The 19,343-nt window shown below is 69.3% G+C and carries 16 protein-coding genes; 6 read left to right on the forward strand and 10 right to left on the reverse strand.

The features are described 5' to 3' along the window. Positions 1 to 13: 13 nt before the first annotated feature. The 7 genes from ACZ6SF_RS04335 to ACZ6SF_RS04365 all read right to left on the reverse strand — a co-directional run bounded on the left by ACZ6SF_RS04335 (position 14) and on the right by ACZ6SF_RS04365 (position 8,091). Positions 14 to 1,258 (reverse strand): cytochrome P450, encoded by a 1,245-nt coding sequence (locus ACZ6SF_RS04335; RefSeq protein WP_466060543.1) that lies wholly within the window; start codon positions 1,256 to 1,258, stop codon positions 14 to 16. Between the two features lie 5 nt (positions 1,259 to 1,263). Then, entirely contained in the window at positions 1,264 to 2,718 is a 1,455-nt protein-coding gene (locus ACZ6SF_RS04340) for an aldehyde dehydrogenase family protein (RefSeq protein WP_466061334.1), read from the reverse strand. Between the two features lie 28 nt (positions 2,719 to 2,746). After that, on the reverse strand, positions 2,747 to 3,652 hold the full coding sequence (locus ACZ6SF_RS04345) for an SDR family oxidoreductase (RefSeq protein ID WP_466060544.1): 906 nt from the start codon (positions 3,650 to 3,652) through the stop codon (positions 2,747 to 2,749). Further along, entirely contained in the window at positions 3,649 to 4,779 is a 1,131-nt protein-coding gene (locus ACZ6SF_RS04350) for a spirocyclase AveC family protein (RefSeq protein ID WP_466060545.1), read from the reverse strand. The genes ACZ6SF_RS04345 and ACZ6SF_RS04350 overlap by 4 nt, the downstream gene beginning before the upstream one ends. Next, positions 4,776 to 5,894 carry an ABC transporter substrate-binding protein gene (locus ACZ6SF_RS04355; RefSeq protein ID WP_466060546.1) on the reverse strand — a complete coding sequence of 373 codons (1,119 nt, stop codon included), beginning with the start codon at positions 5,892 to 5,894 and terminating at the stop codon, positions 4,776 to 4,778. The genes ACZ6SF_RS04350 and ACZ6SF_RS04355 overlap by 4 nt, the downstream gene beginning before the upstream one ends. Positions 5,895 to 5,992: 98 nt before the next feature. Then, positions 5,993 to 6,805: an AAA family ATPase gene (locus ACZ6SF_RS04360; protein ID WP_466060547.1), complete on the reverse strand. Its 813-nt coding sequence runs from the start codon at positions 6,803 to 6,805 to the stop codon at positions 5,993 to 5,995. Beyond that, positions 6,802 to 8,091, reverse strand: a complete 1,290-nt coding sequence (locus ACZ6SF_RS04365) for a cytochrome P450 (protein ID WP_466060548.1) — start codon at positions 8,089 to 8,091, stop codon at positions 6,802 to 6,804. The genes ACZ6SF_RS04360 and ACZ6SF_RS04365 overlap by 4 nt, the downstream gene beginning before the upstream one ends. A 286-nt stretch (positions 8,092 to 8,377) precedes the next feature. Here ACZ6SF_RS04365 and ACZ6SF_RS04370 point away from each other — a divergent pair, with 286 nt between their 5' ends. Together ACZ6SF_RS04370 and ACZ6SF_RS04375 are read left to right on the forward strand one after the other, a co-directional pair. Continuing rightward, positions 8,378 to 9,667, forward strand: coding sequence for an amidohydrolase family protein (locus ACZ6SF_RS04370; protein ID WP_466060549.1), 1,290 nt, complete (start codon positions 8,378 to 8,380; stop codon positions 9,665 to 9,667). Positions 9,668 to 9,896: 229 nt separating this feature from the next. After that, entirely contained in the window at positions 9,897 to 11,204 is a 1,308-nt protein-coding gene (locus ACZ6SF_RS04375; RefSeq protein ID WP_466060550.1) for a TetR/AcrR family transcriptional regulator, read from the forward strand. Positions 11,205 to 11,222: 18 nt separating this feature from the next. Here ACZ6SF_RS04375 and ACZ6SF_RS04380 read toward each other — a convergent pair whose 3' ends face one another. Together ACZ6SF_RS04380 and ACZ6SF_RS04385 are read right to left on the reverse strand one after the other, a co-directional pair. Next, on the reverse strand, positions 11,223 to 12,296 hold the full coding sequence (locus ACZ6SF_RS04380; protein ID WP_466060551.1) for an NAD(P)H-dependent amine dehydrogenase family protein: 1,074 nt from the start codon (positions 12,294 to 12,296) through the stop codon (positions 11,223 to 11,225). Between the two features lie 123 nt (positions 12,297 to 12,419). Continuing rightward, complete coding sequence (locus ACZ6SF_RS04385) at positions 12,420 to 13,595, reverse strand: pyridoxal phosphate-dependent aminotransferase (protein ID WP_466060552.1); 1,176 nt, start codon at positions 13,593 to 13,595, stop codon at positions 12,420 to 12,422. A gap of 126 nt (positions 13,596 to 13,721) precedes the next feature. Here ACZ6SF_RS04385 and ACZ6SF_RS04390 point away from each other — a divergent pair, with 126 nt between their 5' ends. The 4 genes from ACZ6SF_RS04390 to ACZ6SF_RS04405 all read left to right on the forward strand — a co-directional run bounded on the left by ACZ6SF_RS04390 (position 13,722) and on the right by ACZ6SF_RS04405 (position 18,375). Then, positions 13,722 to 14,894 (forward strand): alpha/beta hydrolase, encoded by a 1,173-nt coding sequence (locus ACZ6SF_RS04390; protein WP_466060553.1) that lies wholly within the window; start codon positions 13,722 to 13,724, stop codon positions 14,892 to 14,894. Between the two features lie 108 nt (positions 14,895 to 15,002). After that, positions 15,003 to 15,908, forward strand: a complete 906-nt coding sequence (locus ACZ6SF_RS04395) for a LysR substrate-binding domain-containing protein (protein WP_466060554.1) — start codon at positions 15,003 to 15,005, stop codon at positions 15,906 to 15,908. A 275-nt stretch (positions 15,909 to 16,183) separates the two neighbouring features. Then, positions 16,184 to 17,401: an acyl-CoA dehydrogenase family protein gene (locus ACZ6SF_RS04400; RefSeq protein WP_466060555.1), complete on the forward strand. Its 1,218-nt coding sequence runs from the start codon at positions 16,184 to 16,186 to the stop codon at positions 17,399 to 17,401. 83 nt (positions 17,402 to 17,484) lie between these two features. After that, positions 17,485 to 18,375 carry an alpha/beta fold hydrolase gene (locus ACZ6SF_RS04405; RefSeq protein ID WP_466060556.1) on the forward strand — a complete coding sequence of 297 codons (891 nt, stop codon included), beginning with the start codon at positions 17,485 to 17,487 and terminating at the stop codon, positions 18,373 to 18,375. A 26-nt stretch (positions 18,376 to 18,401) separates the two neighbouring features. On the opposite strand, the gene ACZ6SF_RS04410 is transcribed toward ACZ6SF_RS04405, so the two are convergent. Then, positions 18,402 to 19,202 carry an SDR family NAD(P)-dependent oxidoreductase gene (locus tag ACZ6SF_RS04410; protein ID WP_466060557.1) on the reverse strand — a complete coding sequence of 267 codons (801 nt, stop codon included), beginning with the start codon at positions 19,200 to 19,202 and terminating at the stop codon, positions 18,402 to 18,404. Positions 19,203 to 19,343 lie beyond the last annotated feature (141 nt).

A 19,343-nucleotide genomic window follows, 5' to 3' on the forward strand; every position in this document is an offset into this window, starting at 1 on the left:
GTCGGAGACCGGCTCAGCCGCGGGACGCGCTTCCGGTGGGGGTGTTCCCGCCGGCGGTGAAGAGCACGGGAAGCGAGGTCGGAGAACGGAACACCTGGCCGCGGATATGCGGATCCTCGGCCGCCGGATCCAGGCGCAGCCCCGGGAGCCGGTCGAGCAGCAACTCGATCGCGACCCGCATCTCCAGCCGGGCCAGATGCATCCCGAGGCAGACATGCGCGCCGTGCCCCCAGGAGACGTTCGCCTGCGGCGGGCGGAAGATATCGAAGGAATCGGGATCGTCGTAACGGTCCTCCTCCCGGTTCGCGGCGCCCAGCATCGGCATCACTGAGGAACCCGCCGGAATCGCCACCCCGCCGAGTTCGGTATCGCGGGTCGCCACCCGGGTGATGGTGAGCAGCGGCGGTTCCCAGCGCACCGCCTCCTCGATCGCCTGCGGGACCAGCGACCGGTCCGCGCGGACCGCCTCGAGCTGGTCCGGGTGGGAGAACAGTCCGAACAGCAGATTGCCGAGTGATCGATAGGTCGTCTCCACTCCGGCGGGCAGCAGCAGCCGGAGGAAGGAGAAGATCTCCGGATCGGTGAGCCGTTCGCCGTCGATCTCGGCCACCGCGAGACGGCTGATGAGGTCGTCCCGGGGTTCGGCGCGCCGGTCCGCCAGGATCGGGGCGAAGTACTCCTCCAGCGCCACCGACGCCGCCCGGCCGCGTTCCGGATTGATCGTGAAACTCAGCAGTGAGATCGACCATTTCTGGAACTGCTGGAAATCCTCGCGCGGGAGCCCGAGCAGTCCCGCGATGATCTGGGTCGGAAAGGGAAAGGTGAACTGTTTGACCAGATCCGCGCCACCCGCGCCGGCGAACCGGTCGATCAATCGGTTGCCGACCGCGCGGACCAGCCCGTCCTCCCATTTCGCCAGCGCCTTCTGGGCGAACGCCTTCGATACCAGCGCCCGGTGGCGTCCGTGTTCGGGTTCGTCCATCCCGAGCATGACGTGGCGGCCGAGCACATCGCCGAACGCCTGGATGATGATCGCCGACGAGAAGGTCTCGTTATCGCGCAGGATCTGGCGGATATCGTCGTGCCGGTAGGCGATGAACAGCGGCAGCGCGTCGTCGCCGGGCATGGTGGACAGCTCGATCCGCTGGACCGGTTGCGTGCGCCGGGTCCGCGCGAGTTCGGTGTAGGGGTCGCGGACATCCCCGGACACCACATCGTCGAAGGACCCGAAATCTTCCAGATCGTCGAACAATTGCATATCGATCACTCCTGATTCGCGGGGTAGGCGACGGATTTGATCTCGGTGTACTGATCGAAACCCGCGCTCCCGTTCTGCCGGCCGATACCGCTGGCCTTGTAGCCGCCGAAGGGCACATCCGCGCCGTAGCCGGTGGTGCCGTTGAGTCCGATGAAGCCCGCCCGCAGGCGGCGGCCCAGCGCGAGCGCGCGGTCCAGCGACCCCGACATCACATTGCCCGCGAGCCCGTAGGCGCTGTCGTTGGCGATCCGGACGGCGTCGTCGTCGTCCTCGTAGGGGATCACCGCGAGCACCGGCCCGAAGATCTCCTCTCGGGCGATCGTCATCGTGTTGTCGACATCGGTGAACAGGGTGGGCCGCACCCAGAAGCCCTTACCGCGGCCCTCGGGTGGTTCGACGCCGCCGACCAGCGGGGTGGCGCCCTCGTCGATACCCTTGCGGATGTAGCCCAGAACGCGGTCGCGCTGTTTCGCCGAGATCACCGGTCCGCACAGCGTCGCCGGATCCTGTGGATCGCCCGGCGACACACTCTCGTACATGGCCTTCAGCAGCGCCACGCCCTCGTCGTAGCGCGAACGCGGCAGCAGCAGCCGGGTCGGGTTCGCGCACCCCTGCCCGGCGTGCATACAGGGCGCGATCCCGATCGCGCAGGCGGAAGCGAGATCCGCGTCGTCACAGACGATGGTGGCGGATTTGCCGCCGAGCTCGAGGAAGAGCCGCTTCATGGTGGCCGCGCCCTTTTCCATGATCCGGCGTCCGACGGCCGTGGACCCGGTGAAGGAGATCAGATCGACCTCCGGTGCGAGAGTGAGTTCTTCGGCCACCAGGTGATCGGAGGCGGTCACGATATTCACCACCCCGGCCGGGATATCGGTCTGTTCCGCGATGAGCCGCCCGATCCGGGTCGCGTTGAAGGGGGTGTCCGGTGCCGGTTTGAGGACGACGGTGTTGCCGGTGGCCAGGGCCTGGCCGAGTTTGTGGGCGGTGACCTCGAACGGGAAGTTCCACGGGACGATGGCGCCCACCACGCCGACCGGTTCGCGCAGCACCTTGCGCCTGGTCTGCACGCCGGTCAGGGCGACGAACGCGTCACCGAGATCCGTTTCCCACGGATAGGTCTCGATCAGGCCGGCCGGAAAGGTGAAGGCATCCGACAGGGGAGCGTCCAGCTGCGGCCCGTAGGTGATCGCGCGCGGGCATCCCGCTTCGCGGATGAGTTCCTCGCGCAGCGCCTCCCGCTCACCGGCCAGCGCCTCGGACAGCTGCCGCAGACAGTGCGCCCGGAATGCGCGGTCGGCGGACCAGGTGGTGTCGTCGAACGCGCGCCGGGCGGCGGCGACGGCCCGGTGGATATCAGCTGCCGAGCCGTCGGCCACCTCGCCGATGACCTCTTCGGTGGCCGGGTCGACGACCGGGAATGTCCCGTTCTCACCCTCGGCCGGGCGTCCGTCGATCAGCATCCGTGATTCGTGGTGGATCGGAGGTGTCTCACTCATACTTCGAACTCACTTCCTCGGGTGCGTTGGGCGCCGCCAGCGCGCGGAACCGGGGCAGGCCCATGGCCAGGCGCGTCAGGTGGTGCATGGCCCGGGCGGGCAGCAGCCGGCCGGCCACCAGCAGCGAGACGGCGTCCGCGCCCACCGCGCGGCGGACATAGGGCCTGCGATCCCGGAGCGCCGCCGCCAGCGCGGCGGCGAACTTCCCGGGTGGGTTCGCGATCTTCATCGCCGCGCGGCCACGCCGGTCGATACTCGTGTGCAGCGGCCGGTAGGGTCCGGTGAAATCGCGGAAACTGGTGGTGCCGGCATCGGTGATGATCTCGGTATCGAAAACACCCGTCACCAGGACCGTGACCCCGATTCCGAACGGTGCGACCTCACCCGCCAGAGCCTCACCCCAGCGTTCCAGGGCGCCCTTGGCGGCGGAGTAGGCCGCGATCGCCGGCATCCCGCGGACACCGCCCGCGCTGGAGATCAGCACGATCCGGCCGCGCCCGGCCGCGCGCATGGCCGGGAGCAGGGCCCGGGTCAGGGCCACCGGACCGAACAGATGGGTGGCGAACATGCGCTGCCACAGCGCCATCGGCGTCTCCTCGACCATGCCGGCCGCCGCGATACCGGCATTGTGGACCACGGCGTCCGGTATCCCGGCCAGCTCCCGTACGGTGGCCGCGGCCGTTTCGACGGACTCCGGATCGAGCAGGTCGAGCCGCACGCCGAGCAGGCGGGGATCGTCCGGACCGGCGCCGGTGGCCGTCCGGAGCGCGGTGAGCGCCGTATCGACCGATCGCACCGCCGCGACCACTCGCCAGCCGCGGGCGTACAGATGGCTCGCCGACGCCAGCCCCAACCCGCGCCCGGCCCCGGTGATCACCACCGTCGGATATTCGTTCATCGCGGATCACCGCACCGTCCGCCGTCGGCCGGCGGTTCGACATCTGGCCGGCCGTCGGGCTGGGCGCTCATCCAGGTCGACCAGATGCCCACCGAATAGGGCCCCGGGGCGCCGTTCTGCTCGTAGAACCCCTGCGGGTCGTACACCTTCGCCTCGGGATAGGGCCACGGGCAGGCGACGGAGGTCGCGGCCCGGGTCCATTTGATGACCGCGAACCAGCCGCCGTAGGTGAAATACGAGACGTTCATGACCACGAACATCACCAGCACCATCCCCACGAACGGGCGTCCGGTGAATATCCGGGCGCGCAGCGCGAGTTTCTCGGCCACGGTCCGGCCGGTGTCGTCGCGATAGATGAGCACCCCGGCCGGAATCATCACGAAGGTCACCGACAGCGATTCCCACAGCAGCGGGAACTGATAGGTCGATCCGGCGAACAGCGATCCGAACGGGATGACCTGCGAGTAGATGTACATCCCGGTCCGCACGAGCGAGACCTCGAGAATCATGTCGAAAACGAAGCCGATCGGCAGGATGAGCAGCGCCAGGGCGATCAGCGGGTGCTTCCACACGAAGGCGTCCGGCGCGCGGCGGGCCTGGAGCCGGCGCAGCAACCAGATGGCCGGGAAGTACGGGCCCAGATAGAACAACACGTAGCCGAACACCACGAACGGTTCGACCGTGGGGGACAGCGATACCAGCGGCCAGTCCTCGGGCCAATGCCACAGTTGCGGGTTGTACACGGCGAACGGCGCCCAGTTCATGATCGGGTCCTGCCAGACGATCATGGTCGTCATGAACCCCATGAGCAGCACGGGGTCGCGTGGGTTGCGCCGGAACATCCGCACCCACACCACGATCACCACCAGGACCGCGAGCAGCGTGCCGATATGAATGACGTCGATCCAGTGGTCGAATCCGAACAGCGGTTCCACCGGCCGCGGCGCACCGGTCACCTCGGGATCGCGGATACGGTCGGATACCGCGCCGCGGCGGGCGTGGGCGGCCACCAGGGCGATGATCAGCAACGCCAGCGCGAGCAGACCCCAGCCGAGGTAGTTGCGCCGGGTGGTCGCCGAATCCGTGGTGGATACCGCGGTCCCGGGGGCGGATTCGCGCGCCGTCACTGTGCATCCGATCCGAAGCGGTCCACCAGACGGGATGTCACGCCGTCGGGGTCGAGACGCCGGGCCACCAGATACCCCGCGCCCATCCACCCGCGCCGCGTCCATTTCCCGAACGAGACCCGGGTACCCGGTGCGCCCGCGGCGGCGGGCAGCATCTTCACTCGTTCCAGGGCTTCTTTGATCCCGCGCGGACTCAGCGGCCGCGCGTCGGTGAGCGCCCGCAACACCGTCTGCGCGATATCGTGATTCACCACCGGAACGCAGTACTGGGGCCGCCGCCCGTAGCGACGCTCGAAGCGGTCCAGATAGGCCTGCCCGACCCGATTGTGCTCGTCGTACTGATCGACCCCGATCCAGCCGGTGAAGGCCTTCCACATGATCGGGTTCACCCAGGCGTTCTGGAAAGCCGTGCTGGTGTATCGGGGAGGATCCCAGCCGAGCGCCTCGAGTGCGGGATTGATGAACACGATCCCGAATCCGAATCCGCAGTGGATGATGGCGTCGGGTCCGGCGCCGTGCAGCGTTTTCACGGCCGCGGAGATGTCCTGCGCGGTCTGCGCGATGGGCGCTTCGGCGACGATCCGGATTCCCCTCTCGGCGGCCGCCCGGCGAAAGTTCCGCGCATAGGTTTCACCGATCAAGGAGTCCTCGATGAGCAGTCCGGCGCTGCAATGGCCGGCCCGCTCCAGGAGATCGGCCCAGAAGATGGGTTCGTCGGTCATCGAGCCCTGCGGGAACGAGAAGGTCCATTCGCCGAGCCAGTCGTCGGTGCCGGTGACCGAGACCGCCGGTACGCGGAAACGTTCCTCGATCGCTTCCTTCACCGCGACGCAGTTGTCGGTGATGTTCGGTCCGAAGACGAGCAGACAGCCCGCCTCGACGAGTTCGCCGAATCCGTCGATCACCGCCTTGACCGAGCCCTTGGGTAGTCCCTCGACCTCCTTGTAGACGATCTCCACGGGGCGGTCGAGGATGCCGGCCTCCCGGGCTTCGGCGAATACGAGCTCGAACGGCAGGGAGAAGTCGGCGCGCATCTGTTCGGGAAAGGATTCGGGGAGACGGAAATCCATGAGGTAGCCGATCTTTATCGGTTCGGCGGTGCTCTCGTAGGCCATGACGTGTTCCTCCGGTCGCTCGCGACACCGGGACGCGAGGTAACCTAATTTTTGTTCTGACCCGTCCGGGGGTGGCGGACGGTTTCGGTGCCGGTCGGTTATTCCTCCGAATCGCCGAGATAGACGTCGATCAGATCGCGCAGTCCACGGCCGGCCACCGGATCGTCGGTGAGCGGACCGGCGATGGCGGCCCGGGCGGCCTCCCGCGGAGACAGGCCCTCGGTGATGAGGCGCGCGGTCGAGATGAGCACCCGGGTGGAAGCGACCTCACGGACGGTCGCGGTGTCGAGTCGCCGTACGGCCCCGGCCAGCCGGACCAGCCGTGCGGCGTGCCCGGCACCGACCCCGGACTCCGCGATCACGATCGTCTCCTCGAGTCCGGCTTCCGGGTAGTCGAATTCGATGGCGATCATGCGCTGGCGGGTGGAGTCCTTCAGGTCCTTGAGGACGCTCTGATATCCCGGGTTGTACGAGACGATCAATCCGAAGGCCGGATGCGCGTCGAGGGTCGTCCCCAGGCGTTCGATCGGCAGCTGACGGCGATGGTCGGCCAGGGGGTGCAGGACCACCGTCGTATCCTGGCGGGCCTCGACCACCTCGTCGAGATAGCAGAGCGCCCCCTCGCGCACCGCCCGGGTGAGGGGGCCGTCGACCCATTCGGTATCGCCGCCGCGCAGCAGGTACCGGCCCACCAGATCCGCGGCCGTCAGATCGTCGTGGCAGGACACCGTGATCAGGGGGCGGTCCAGTTCATGGGCCATCGCCTCGACGAACCGGGTCTTCCCGCAACCGGTCGGGCCCTTGAGCAGGATGGGAAGCCGCTGGCGGCAGGCGGCGCGGAAGACCGCCACTTCGTTGGCCACCGGCTGATAGAACGGCCGCTCGGTACTCAGTGCCATCGTCGCGCTCATACCGTGCTCCCGGTCGTCGATGTGGCCGCGGCTCGTCTCGCGGGCTGTCGGTCCCACACCACCGGTAGGTGCGGCGGGGAACGGAAGTAGGTGCCCGCGATATACGGTGGCGGGGCCGCCGGATCCAGGCGGAGCCCGGGAAGCCGGTCGAACAGCGTCTCGAACAGGATGGAACTCTCCAGCCGGGCCAGATGCATACCGAGGCAGACGTGGGCGCCGTGCCCGAACCCGATATGGGGCCGGCGCTCCCGGAATATGTCGAACCGCTGTGGATCCGGCCACCGGGTTTCGTCGTGGTTGGCGCTGCCGAGGTTGACCGCGACCGTCGAACCGGCCGGGATCGCCCGGCCGTAGAACTCGATATCGCGGGTGGTCTCCCGCATGAAGTCGAGCAGCGGTGTCTCCCAGCGGATGCCCTCTTCGATCGCCTGGGGGAGCAGTCCGCGGTCGGCGACCACCGCGGCCAGCTGCTCGGGATGGGTGAGCAGGCCGAAGGCCAGGCTCGCGGTGGATCGTGAGGTGGTCTCGGCGCCGGCGGGCAGCAGATTGCGCATGAACCCGTAGATCTGCTCGTCCGACATCCGCACGCCGTCGAGTTCGGCGCCGGCGAGCACGGTGACCATATCGTCGCGTGGGACGCGGCGGCGGTCGGCGAGAATACCGGCGAAATAGTCGCGCAGCCGGGCCGAGGCGAGCATCGCCCGGTCCATATCGGAATGAAACCCCAGCAGATCGATGGCGAGCCGGTGGAATTCGGAGATATCGGTTTCGGGCAGCCCGAGGAGGGCGGCGATCACGCGGACCGGAACGGGCATGAACACCTCCTCCACCAGGTCGGCTCGTCCGGCGTCACGGATCCGGTCGACGGTCCGTTCCACCAGCGGCCGGACCAGTTCGGTCTCCCAGCGGCGCATGGCGGTGCGCGCGAAGGCGAATTCGTGCAACTTCCGGTAGGTCCGGTGCTCGGGGTCCTGCATCTCGAGAATCGTCGGCCCCTGCAGGGGGCGCACGACGGCCTCGTAGCACCTGGTGCTGAACGTCCGGTGGTCGGTGAGGACGGTCTTCACCGCGTCGAAGGTGTACGCCGAGAAGATCTGCGGGCCCTCGGGCGGGTTCTCGAACACCCCCATCTCGGGCCATCCGGTATGCACGGCTCCCGCTGCTCGCAAGCGGGTGAACAGCGGATACGGGGACGCGTCCCCGTCGGCGCCCATCCCGGCGTCGAACCGGGCCTGCGCGTCCTTGACGTCCTGTGACCTATCGCCGGTGGCGGTGGGCTCGGACATACAGCGCCTCCTCGAACCACCCACGCCGGCCGGCCGATCGTGCCGTGGGCAGCGCGGTCCGGTGGTGGCGTGGTGGGCACAACGCCCGGTCGCCGGCGGCGTCGAGCGAGGGAACCTAACTTTTGTTCAGAGGGTAGCCAGAGCGTTCGGTGCGCGTCAATGGCGCGACGCCGTTGACCAAATATCTGTTCCACGGCTACAGTTCGAGGCGACCGGCAGTCGACGAGCTCGAAAGTCACCCGGGCCGATCGGATTCGACACGACGGTCAGGACCAAGGAGTGCCGCATGGATATGAACGATTTCGTCCTCGTCTCGGTCGACGACCATCTCGTCGAACCGCCGGATATGTTCGACAACCACATTCCGGCCAAATACAAGAACGATGTGCCCAAACTCGTACAGCGCGCGGACGGGACGGACGCGTGGGTCTTCGAGGGCCAGGAGGCCACCAATGTCGGCCTGAACGCGGTCGCCGGCCGCCCGCCGGACGAATACGGCGCCGAACCCACCAAACTCTCCGAGATCCGCGACGGATGCTACGACATCCACGAGCGAATCCGAGATATGGATGTCAACGGGGTGGCCGCGGCGCTGAATTTCCCGTCCTATCCGCAGTTCTGCGGTCAGTACTTCGCGCGCGCCCAGGACAAGGATCTGGGGCTGGCGGTGCTGCGGGCCTACAACGACTGGCATATCGACGAATGGTGCGGCGCCTACCCGGGACGGATGATTCCCCAGGCCCTGCCGCCGATCTGGGATCCGGAACTGATGGGCGCCGAAGTGCGCCGGGTGGCGGCGAAGGGCTGCCACGCCGTCACCTTCTCCGAGAACCCCACCAAATTGAACTATCCGTCGCTGCACGATCCGCACTGGGATCCGTTCTGGCAGGCGTGCAGCGATACGAACACGGTGGTGAACCTGCATATCGGGTCGTCGTCGAGTGTGGTCATCACCTCGATCGACGCGCCGATCGATACGATGATCACGCTGCAGCCCATGAGTATCGTGCAGGCCGCCGCCGACCTCATCTGGTCGCCCACGCTGCGCCGCTTCCCGGACCTCACCTTCGCCCTGTCCGAGGGCGGAATCGGCTGGGTGCCCTATTTCCTCGAGCGTGTGGACCGGGTCTACACCATGCACCGGGCGTGGACCCATCAGGATTTCGGCGGCAGGCTGCCCAGCGAGGTCTTCCTGGAACGGGTCGCCCTGTGTTTCATCGACGACGGTTTCGGCGTCGAGAACCGGCACCGGCTGAACCTCGATATGGTCGCCTGGGAATGCGACTATCCGCATTCGGATTCGACCTGGCCGCAGGCGCCGGAATCGCTGGCGGGCTATCTGGACGGCGTCCCCGACGCCGAGGTGAACAAGATCACCCACGAGAACGCGCTGCGGCTGTACTCCTTCGATATGTTCCGGCATCTGAAGAAGGAGGACGTGACGGTCGGCGCCCTGCGCGCCCGGGCCGGTGATGTGGACCTCGGATTCCGGTCCTCGGAACGGCTGAAGAAGACCGGAACCGACACCGTGACCGTGCTGAACCTCGCACAGCAACTGCCGGCGTCGTCACCGTAGGAATCCGCCCGGTGCGGCGGCGACCGATCGCACCGGGCTCCCTCGGCGGTGCCCTGCCCGGCGGGTCGCGCCGGCCGATGTGCGACCCGTCCGGCCGGGTCTGCTCTGGTACCTTTGAACAAATATTGGGTGCCGGAAACCGGGTGGTCACGGGCTCGGAGGCGGCCCGGCCGCCCCGGTGCGGTCCGTGGCCGGGCAGTGTGGTGGAGGAGTTGTGGGGCGTGCGCAGGTGACACTCGAGCAGGGGGACGGGGGATCGGCGAACCCGGCGCTCGCCGCGGGCGCCGGTCACTCCTACGACGACGGCTCCCGGCGCACCGAGATCCTGCGCACCGCCGCGACCCTGATCGCCGAATCGGGGCTGCGCACTTCGCTGCAGGAGATCGCCGACGCGTGCGGCATCCTGCCCGGCAGTTTGTACCACCATTTCGCGTCGAAGGAAGCGATTCTCGTCGAATTGCTCCGCCGGTATCACGACGATATGGACCAGGTCGCGGCGCGAGCCCAGGAGCGCCTGAACGGCCCCGATCCGCGGTCGGCGTTCGAGCGGGTGGCCGATCTCGGCGCGGCCGTCGCGCGGTGCGCGGTCGCCCACCGCGCCGCGCTGCAGATGTCGTTCTACGAGGGTCCCAGCGCGAATCCGGAACTCATCGCCATGACCCGCCGGCAGCCGACGGCCATCCTCGAGGCGATGCTGGAGACGTTGCGCGCGGCGAAATGGAGCGGCTATCTGCGACCGGATATCGATCTGCCGGTACTCGCGGATCGGATCTGCCAGTCGATGCTGCAGGTCGGCCTGGACGTGATCCGGCACAACGGCTCGCCGGACCGGGTGGCGACCCTGCTGTGCCGGATCCTGCTCGAGGGGCTGGCCACCCGGCCGCCCACCGACGCGGAACTCGACGAATCGGAACCCTTCCGCGCGGCCGACGAGGTCGTCCGGTCCTGGGCCGAGGCCGGCGCCGATCCGGACGACAAGACCGCGCGGATCCGCGCGGTCGCCCGGGCGGAATTCGGTCGCCGGGGATACGAGAGCACCACGGTGCGCGATATCGCCGCCGCCGCGGGGATGGGGACCGGCACCGTGTACCGGCTGATCGGTTCCAAGGAGGAACTGCTGGCCACGATCATGCGGTCATTCGGCGAGAAGGTCGCGGTGGGCTGGACCGATGTACTGCGGTCGCAGGGGCCGGTGGTCGCCAAGCTCGACGCGTTGAGCTGGGTCAACACGAACGCGCTCGATCGTTTCGGCGACGAGTTCCGGATCCAGCTGGCGTGGATGCGGCAGTCCCCGCCCGATACCCCCAATCCGGGCTGGCTGTTCGCGACCCGCGTGCGGCAGATGAAAGCACTGCTTTCCGAAGGTATCCGGGCGGGCGAGATCCGCGGGGACAGTCCGTCCAACGAAATGCTCGCGCGCGGTGTGATCGGCCTCGGCTGGTTCCCGGAGAACATCGTCCGCGATCTCGGGACCCGGGCTTCGCAGCTGCACGTCCGCGACACCACGCTCCGCGGGGTGATCCGGCGCCCGGGCTGATCGCGGCCGCGCCGCCGCTCAGTCGAACGCGTGCCGGGGCAGGGTGGCCGGCAGGTCCAGCGAGCTGAGCAGGCCGGCCGGTGCGCCGACCACGAACGGGATGGCGTTCACCACCCGCATGGCGGTGGCCGCCATGGCGGCGCGCCCCGCGGCGTGGCCCTCCGCCGCGCCGAGGTTCATCGCGCAGTGGATATCGGGGTCGCCGTCGATATCGACCCGGTAGGTGGCGTCGAATTCCGAGGCCGGCCAGTCGGGCGCGGTATCGCGGGCCATCCGGATGATGTGCTCGATGACGATGGCCTCGCGGCCGTTCACCACCCCCGCCGCCCGGGTCCGGACCGCACCGCAGGTGCCCGCCGCGATGGTGCCGAAGGCGACCTCGATATCCCGGTCGGTGCGGCGCCGGTCGAGTGTTCCCTCGATCCGCTCCACCTCGGCGCCCAGTCCCGCGGCGATCAGGTGGATCGGTGCCTTCCAGGCCATTTCGATGAAGCCGGGCGTCTGCAGCATGGGTGTGAAATCCAGCGGCCTGCCGAAACCCATCCCGTCCGTCATCACATCGGCCACGGGATAGTGGTCGTTGAGGGCGATCTCGGTGGCGGTGACGCGGGTGATTCTGCTGGACTGGGTCGCCAGCAGGAGCGCGAGATCGTCGGAACCGAATCCGGGGAAGACGCCGGAGGCGTAGAAGGACGAGTTCCCGGTCTTCGCCGCCAGTTCGAGTTGCCGGAGCCAGTGCGGGGCGTAGAACGCGGGCGGGTACACCAGCGCGGTCGACGTGGTCGAGACGATATTGATCCCCGCCTCGAGCAGCCGGATGTAATCGGGAACGGCCGCGCCGTCGCGTTCCGGACCGCTGGCGGCGTAGACCACGCAGTCCGGACGCAGCGCGATGAGGGCGGCGGCGTCATCGGTCGCGACGACCCCGATCGGATCGCCGCCCGCCAGTACGCCGGCGTCGCGACCGGCCTTCTCGGTGGAATGCACCCAGACTCCGACGAGTTCGAGATCCGGTCGCCGCCGGAGGGCGTCGATGGCGAGCGAGCCGACGCCGCCGGTGGACCAGACGACTACACGTGCGGGTGCGGACATGGAAATCTCCTAACCGGCCGAGGCCACGCTCCCCCGGGGCCTGACCGAGTGTACCTAATATTTGTTCTGGAAGAGGAGTATCGCTCTCCCGATCCCGGCCCGGTTACCGGACTCGCTACGCGGTCAGCGGAACTCGGCCGACCGCAGCCGGCGCACCGCCTCGTCGAGCGTCTCGGGTCGTTTGCAGAACGTGAACCGCACCAGATGCCGCCACGGTGCCGGGTCGTCGGTGAATACACTCATCGGTACCGCCGCGACACCCAGCGTGCCGGGCAGTTCCCGGCAGAACCGCATCCCGTCGGACGCCCCGAACGGACGGATATCGGCGCAGAAGAAATAGCTGCCGGCACTGGGACGGACGCCGAAACCCGTATCGGCGAGCGCGGCGGACAGGCGGAGGCGTTCGGCGGACAACCGGGCGCGCAGTTCCGCGACCCATGCCATCTCGTGCGTGAGCGCATGCGCGACGGCCGGCTGGAACGGCCCGCCGCCGACGAAGGTCAGGAACTGCTTCGCCGCCAGCACCCCGGCGATCAGTTCGGCGGGCCCGCATACCCAGCCGATCTTCCAGCCGGTGACGCTGAATGTCTTGGCGGCACTGGACACGACGAGAGTCCGTTCGGCCATCCCGGGCAGAGTCGCGATACTGATGTGCTCCGCGTCGTCGTACACGAGATGCTCGTAGACCTCGTCGGTGAGCACGAGCAGATCGTGCTCGCGGGCGATATCGGCGATGGCGGTCAGATCCGCCCGGCCGAGGACCGTACCGGTCGGGTTGTGCGGTGAGTTCAGGATCAGCATGCGGGTGCGCGGAGTGACGGCGGCGCGCAGGCTGTCGTGGTCGAGAACGAAACCGTCACCGTCGGCGACCAGCCGCGCGGTGCGGCGATGTGCCCCGGCCAGTGCCACCGCCGCCGGATAGGAATCGTAGAAGGGCTCGATCAGCACGACCTCCGCGCCGGGCTCCACCAATCCGAGGACCGCCGCGCTCACCGCCTCGGTGGCACCCACGGTGACCAGCACTTCGGTATCGGGGTCATAGGAGGTGCCGTAGCGGCGGGCGCGGTCCGCCGCGATCGCCCGCCGCAGGACGGGCATCCCGCGCCCCGGCGGATACTGGTTGAGGCCGCCGGCGATCGCCTCGCGCGCCACCTCGAGCATTCCCGCCGGCCCGTCGCTGTCCGGGAACCCCTGGCCGAGGTTCACCGCATCGTGCCGGACGGCGAGCTCGGTCATCTCGGCGAACACCGTGGACGCGAACGGCCGCAACCGGGTGGCGGTGGGTGGTGGGGCGGTCATACGGACGAGCCTAGACGCGCCGGTCCCGGGCGCCGGCCCGCCGGTGCCACGCGCGGCCGGCCGTGGCGGACCGGCCGAATACGCTGACGCGGAGACGACGAACCGGGACAACAGGTGAGGAGTGCGGTGAGGCAACGGTCACGGCGCCGGCGCACCGGAGTGGTCGCGGTATTCCTGCTGGTGATGGTGTTGTGCGCCGGATACCTGGCCGTCGTCGGGGTGCTGCGTCATCAGGTCCTGGAGCTCCCGCGACCGGGCGGTGAACACCTCGTCGGACGGGTGCTGACCAGTGTGCCCGCCGGCACCCCGGACCCGGACGAACCCCGGCGGGCGGTCTGGCTCTGGTATCCCGCCGACCCCGCCGCCCGCGACACCACCGCGATCGCGGAGTACGCCCCGGCGGGATGGCGTGAGGGTGCGCTGCCGCCGGCGCTCGGGCGGGGCTGGTTCGTCCAGGATCCGGGCCGGATCCGCTCCTGGTCGCGCGATACGGCCGCGCCGGCGCCGGGAGTCCGGTCGCTGATCGCGCTGGCGCCCGGATACGGCACCGCCCCCTGGATGTACACGACCCTCGGCGAGGAACTGGCGGGTCGCGGCTATATCGTCGCGCTGCTGGTGCCCACCACGACACCGGCGCGCGTGGTCGACGGACGGCAGCGGACCACGCCGCCGGGCGGACAGCCCGAACCGGAGGAGATCGACCGGCTGGCCGTGGAACAGGCCGCCGATCTGGCAGCGATGGTCACCGAACTGACCGCGGGGCGGGTCGGACCGGTCGGCGCGCGGGTCGATCCGGCCCGGGTGGTCCTGGGCGGGCACTCCCTGGGCGGTCCGGCGGCGGCGATCGCCTGCGAGGAGGTGGCCGGGTGTGCCGGATCGGTCAATCTGGACGGGCCGCAGCCCGTACCCGCCCCGGCCGGGCACCGGGCGCCGCGAATGCTCGTCGCCTCGGAGCACAGCTGCGCGGCCACGGTGCCCTGCGACGGCCAGGGCGCCTCCGGGGATCGTATCGACTGGCTGATCGATCGGCATCGGCGTTCGGTTCCGGACCGGGAGGTCGTGGTCGAGGGGGCGGGCCACAATTCCTTCGGCGACACCCCGTTCTATTTCACGGCGCCACCGGTGAACGATCTGGCGGGTACGGGCGATCTCCCCGCGGACCGGATGCGGATCGTGACGACCACCCTCCTGGCCGAGGCCGCCGCCGCGTTTCTCACCACCGGCGTCCCGCCACCGCTTCCGGACCTGCTGGCCGCGATTCCGGAGCTGGAACCGGTTCCGGGGGCACCGGCCTCCTAGGCGTTCGCCGGCGGCGCCCGGCATCTTCGGTGCAGCGGGATCGTAAGGATGTCCCGGCGGCCCGGCGCTGCGCAGAATGCCTGTGGCCGGCTGCGAAACGAGGAACCCATGTACGACATCCGCCGTTTGATCCTGCTGCGGGATCTCGCCGAGCGCTCCACCATGACGGCCGTATCGGAATTGCACGGGATCACCACCTCGGCGGTCTCGCAGCAGTTGCGAATCCTGGAGGAAGAGGTCGGTACGGTGCTCACCCGGCGGGAGGGCCGGGTGCTGCGCCTCACCTACGCGGGACGGGTCCTGGTGGACCACACCGCGCGGATCGTGGCGGCGCTGGAGGAGGCGGAGAGCGCGGTGGCCGCCACCGCCGAGAACGTCACGGGTGTGCTCACCCTGGCGACCTTCCGGACCGCCCAGGCCCGATACGCGCTACCGGCCGCCGCCGGTCTCATGCGCGACCATCCCGGGCTGCGGGTACGGGTGGTGGAATCGATACCGGTGGAGTCGGTTCCCGCGGTCCGCCGCGGCGAGGTCGACCTCGCGATCACCTACGCCTATTCCTTCGGCACCCGCGATATATCCGTCGGGCTCGCGACCGAGTACCTCGGCGACGATCCGCTCGTCCTGCTCACGCCGGCGGGGCTGCGGGAGGAGGCACGGCAGCACGGACCGGCGGCGGTACGCGAGGCCGACTGGATCGCCGCCCGCGACGGGGCGCCGTCCATCGACTCGGTGATGTTCGCCTGCCGGGAGGCGGGGTTCGTACCGCGGATCGAGCACCGCAGTGGCGATTTCGCGAGTATGGCCGAGATGGTCGCGCACGGGCTGGGGGTGACGATCGTGCCGGAGATGGCGGTAGCACGGGAATATCGCCCGCTGATCGCGTGCCGGGTGCACGGCGGAGTCCGCCGCGTCGGCGTCACCTACCGGCAGACCTCGGCGCGGCGCCCCGCGGTGGCGGCCGCCATCCGCGCGCTGCGTGGCGCGGTCGCGCCGCGGGAACTGGCGTCCTGAGCCGGATCCCGCTCGGACCGGGACGGCGGCCGCGGTCACCGATCTCGTAGCGCTCGCGGAGCGTGGTTTCCGCGTAGTCGTGCCGGAAGAGATTGCGCCGATGCAGAATCCGTGTGATTCCAATAGTTCTCCGGCCGGTTCCGCTCCGCGAGGATCCGGAGGTCGCGTGCTGCCGGATTCCGATTTCCCGGCCGTATTCCCGGGCCGTGCCGCGTTGCGGCCACTGTCCGGCCGACCTCGCCACCGGCCCCCGGGGCCCGATCGGAGGAGTTCCCATGACCAGTACCGAGACCGCTGTCGCCGCCGTACCCCGGCCCGGGTCGCCGGAGCTCACCCAGCTGATCGCGGATATCGCCGCCGATGCCCGGCGCCGCCGTGCGTCGGGCGGCACCGAACTCCCCGACGCCGCGATCGCGGCCGTGAGACGACTCCGGCTCGGCGCCCTGCGAGTGCCGGTGGCCGACGGCGGACCGGGCTGGTCGGTGACCGAATTGTTCGGCCTGCTCATCGATCTCGCCGAAGCGGATCCGGACGTTCCGCACATCCTGCGGGTGCACTACGGTTTCGTGGAGGAGCTGTACCGGCTGCCGCGCACCGATCGCAAATCGGCGTGGCTCCCGGAGGTGCAGGCGGGGAAATTGTTCGGGGGCGCCCTCACCGAACTCGGCACGAATCCGGTCGGCGACTACACCTACGACAGCACGCTCACCCCGGCGCCCGGCGGTTACCTGCTCAACGGCCGTAAGTTCTACAGCACCGGTGCCCGTTACGGCGACTATGTGCGGGTCACCGCGAACGCGCCCGATATCGGCGTACTCAGTGCCATCGTCCCGGTGGACAGGCCGGGAGTGGAGCATGTGGACGATTGGGACGGGATCGGGCAGCGGCACACCAGTAGCGGCACGACGGTATTCACCGATGTCGCGGTGGCGGTCGGGGAAACCCTGCCCTTTCGCGATTCGCGTGCGCCCGAGCGGCAGCGCCAGGCCTTCCCTCAGCTCTATCTGCACGCCATCGCCGCGGGCATCCTGCGGACGGTCGCCACCGACGCCGCCGCGCTGGTGCGTTCGCGGGTCCGGAATTTCGCCTTCGCCAATACCGAGGAGCCGCGCCACGATCCGCAGTTGCTCGCGGTGATAGGCGAACTGGACGCGGCCGCCTTCGCCGCGCGATCCCTCGTGCTGACCGCGGCCGCCGCGCAGGACATCTCGTTCGCGGCGGCCCGGTCCACCGGGGTGGACCCGGAGCTGGAGGCCGAATCCTCGCTGCGGGCCGCCCAGGCCAAGATCGTCATCGAGGAGTTCGCCCTGCGCGCGGCCGGGCGCGTCTTCGATGTCGGCGGCGCCTCGGCCACCCGGGCGGCGGTGGGCCTGGACCGGCACTGGCGCAATCTGCGCACGCTGTTCTCGCACAATCCGGCGGCGTACAAGGCGCGGGCACTGGGGGATCGGCTGGTGAACGATCGGCCCCTGCCCTTCGCGGGGCATTTTTGAGCCCGGTGGGCGGGGACGCCGGAATGGCGCGCATCCGGAGCTCCCCGGATGCGCCGTCCGGTGGTGTGCCGCATACTCCGGTTGTGTCGGACTACGACGAGTTCGGATTGTTCGCCGAGAACGCGGCGGAGGCCGGTCTGCCCTGGAACGGCCCGCCGACGGTCCAGCGGATCGCGATCGATATCGGGGCGGGGCGCCGGATCAGCGGTCTGCGCTGGGGTGACGGTGAGCCCGAACTGGTGCTCGTGCACGGCGGTGCGCAGAACGCGCATACCTGGGACACCGTGGCGCTCGCCCTGGACCGGCCGCTGCTCGCCCTGGACCTGCCCGGCCACGGGCATTCGGACTGGTGGCCGGACCACCTGTACACACCGCAGCGGCTGGCCGACGCGGTCGCCGCCGCGGTGGCGACGGCGGCGCCTCGCGCCGCCGCCGTCGTCGGGATGTCCCTCGGCGGGCTGACCGCTCTGCGGCTCGCCGCCCGGTATCCGGACCTGGTACGCCGCCTGGTCGTCGTGGACGTGACTCCGGGGACCGGCGACGATCCGGCCAAAACGGCGGCCATCACCGCGTTCGTCGGCGGTCCCGCGGAGTTCGCGAGTTTCGAGGAGATTCTGCAGCGCACCGTCGACCACAACCCGACCCGGTCGGTGTCGTCGTTACGCCGCGGAATCCTGCACAACGCCCGGCGCCGGGACGACGGCCGCTGGGTCTGGCGCTACGACCGGATCCGGCCGACGGCGGACGGTTCGCTGGACTTCTCGGCGCTGTGGGACGACGTCTCCGCGGTACGGGCTCCGATTCTCCTGGTCCGCGGCGCGCGTTCACCGGTCGTGGACGACGCCGATATCGCGGAACTGCGCCGCCGGAGGCCCGCGGCGCAGGTCGCGGTGGTCGACGGCTCCGGTCATTCGGTGCAGGGCGACCGGCCGGTCGAATTGGCCGGTCTGATCACCGGTTTCGTACCGCGCTGAGGTGCGGGCCGGTCCGGGCGCCGGGTTCACATATGGGATCCGCCGTCGATGCGGATCTCGGTGCCGGTGATGAAATAGGCATCGGGTGAGCCCAGCATCGCCACCACCGAGGCCACCGAATCCGGGCCGGCGAAGATCGCCCCGTCGTCCAGCGGCAGGGCGGGCGCGATCTTCGCGAACATCGAGAAGTCCGCGTCCTCGGGGAGGCCGGGACCGATGCTCTGTTTGGCCTCGCCGGAACCGTCGGTCATCCCGGAGGAGATCGAACCGGGCTGCACGGAGTTGAACCGGATGCCCTGTTTACCGAACTCCATGGCCAGCGCGTGGGTCATCGCCTGGATACCGCCCTTGGAGGCCGCGTAGGCCGACATGTACGGATGCGCGTAGGCCGCGGACGTCGAACTGAAATTGACCACCGCGGGCGCGACGCCTTCGCGCAGGGCGGCCACGGCTTCGCGGATGACCAGGAAGGTGCCCACGAGGTTGATCCGCAGGACGTGCTCGAAATCGGCGAGCGTCGTCTGCTCCAGATGCGCCGAGCGCAGGATCCCCGCCGCGTTCACGAGGGTGTCGAGCCCGCCCAGCCGGTGGACCGCCTCGGCGACGCCTTCCCGGACCGACGACTCGTCACCGATATCGACGGTCAGGGTGCTCAGCCTGTCGGTACCGGCCTTGTCCGCGGTGTCCTTCAGCCCGGCCTCGCTGATATCGGCGGCGACGACCCGGCCGCCCTCCCGCAATATCCGGAGAACGCTGGCCTGACCGATTCCGGAGCCACCACCGGTGACGAGGACACGACGACCGTCGTAGCGTGCGAGGTTGGTCATGCGGCCGATCTCCTGCTCTCGGTTCGGCGGACCTCGTCCGGGCCCGCTCGGGTGTCCCAGCATGGGCCCGCCGCGGCCGGCCGGCGCCGCGACCTTCCGCTCAGTAGGAGAAAAGCGACCTCGGGCCCTGCCTCCATTATC

The organism is Nocardia sp. NPDC049935, assembly GCF_055586645.1.

Bases quoted from the DNA above. Each gene is read 5' to 3' on its own strand.
- ACZ6SF_RS04410 (WP_466060557.1), bottom strand. From the start codon at position 19,202: ATGACCAACCTCGCACGCTACGACGGTCGTCGTGTCCTCGTCACCGGT.
- ACZ6SF_RS04380 (WP_466060551.1), bottom strand. From the start codon at position 12,296: ATGTCCGCACCCGCACGTGTAGTCGTCTGGTCCACCGGCGGCGTCGGC.
- ACZ6SF_RS04365 (WP_466060548.1), bottom strand. From the start codon at position 8,091: ATGTCCGAGCCCACCGCCACCGGCGATAGGTCACAGGACGTCAAGGAC.
- ACZ6SF_RS04345 (WP_466060544.1), bottom strand. From the start codon at position 3,652: ATGAACGAATATCCGACGGTGGTGATCACCGGGGCCGGGCGCGGGTTG.
- ACZ6SF_RS04360 (WP_466060547.1), bottom strand. From the start codon at position 6,805: ATGAGCGCGACGATGGCACTGAGTACCGAGCGGCCGTTCTATCAGCCG.
- ACZ6SF_RS04340 (WP_466061334.1), bottom strand. From the start codon at position 2,718: ATGCTGATCGACGGACGCCCGGCCGAGGGTGAGAACGGGACATTCCCG.
- ACZ6SF_RS04385 (WP_466060552.1), bottom strand. From the start codon at position 13,595: ATGACCGCCCCACCACCCACCGCCACCCGGTTGCGGCCGTTCGCGTCC.
- ACZ6SF_RS04355 (WP_466060546.1), bottom strand. From the start codon at position 5,894: ATGGCCTACGAGAGCACCGCCGAACCGATAAAGATCGGCTACCTCATG.
- ACZ6SF_RS04370 (WP_466060549.1), top strand. From the start codon at position 8,378: ATGGATATGAACGATTTCGTCCTCGTCTCGGTCGACGACCATCTCGTC.
- ACZ6SF_RS04395 (WP_466060554.1), top strand. From the start codon at position 15,003: ATGTACGACATCCGCCGTTTGATCCTGCTGCGGGATCTCGCCGAGCGC.
- ACZ6SF_RS04400 (WP_466060555.1), top strand. From the start codon at position 16,184: ATGACCAGTACCGAGACCGCTGTCGCCGCCGTACCCCGGCCCGGGTCG.
- ACZ6SF_RS04335 (WP_466060543.1), bottom strand. From the start codon at position 1,258: ATGCAATTGTTCGACGATCTGGAAGATTTCGGGTCCTTCGACGATGTG.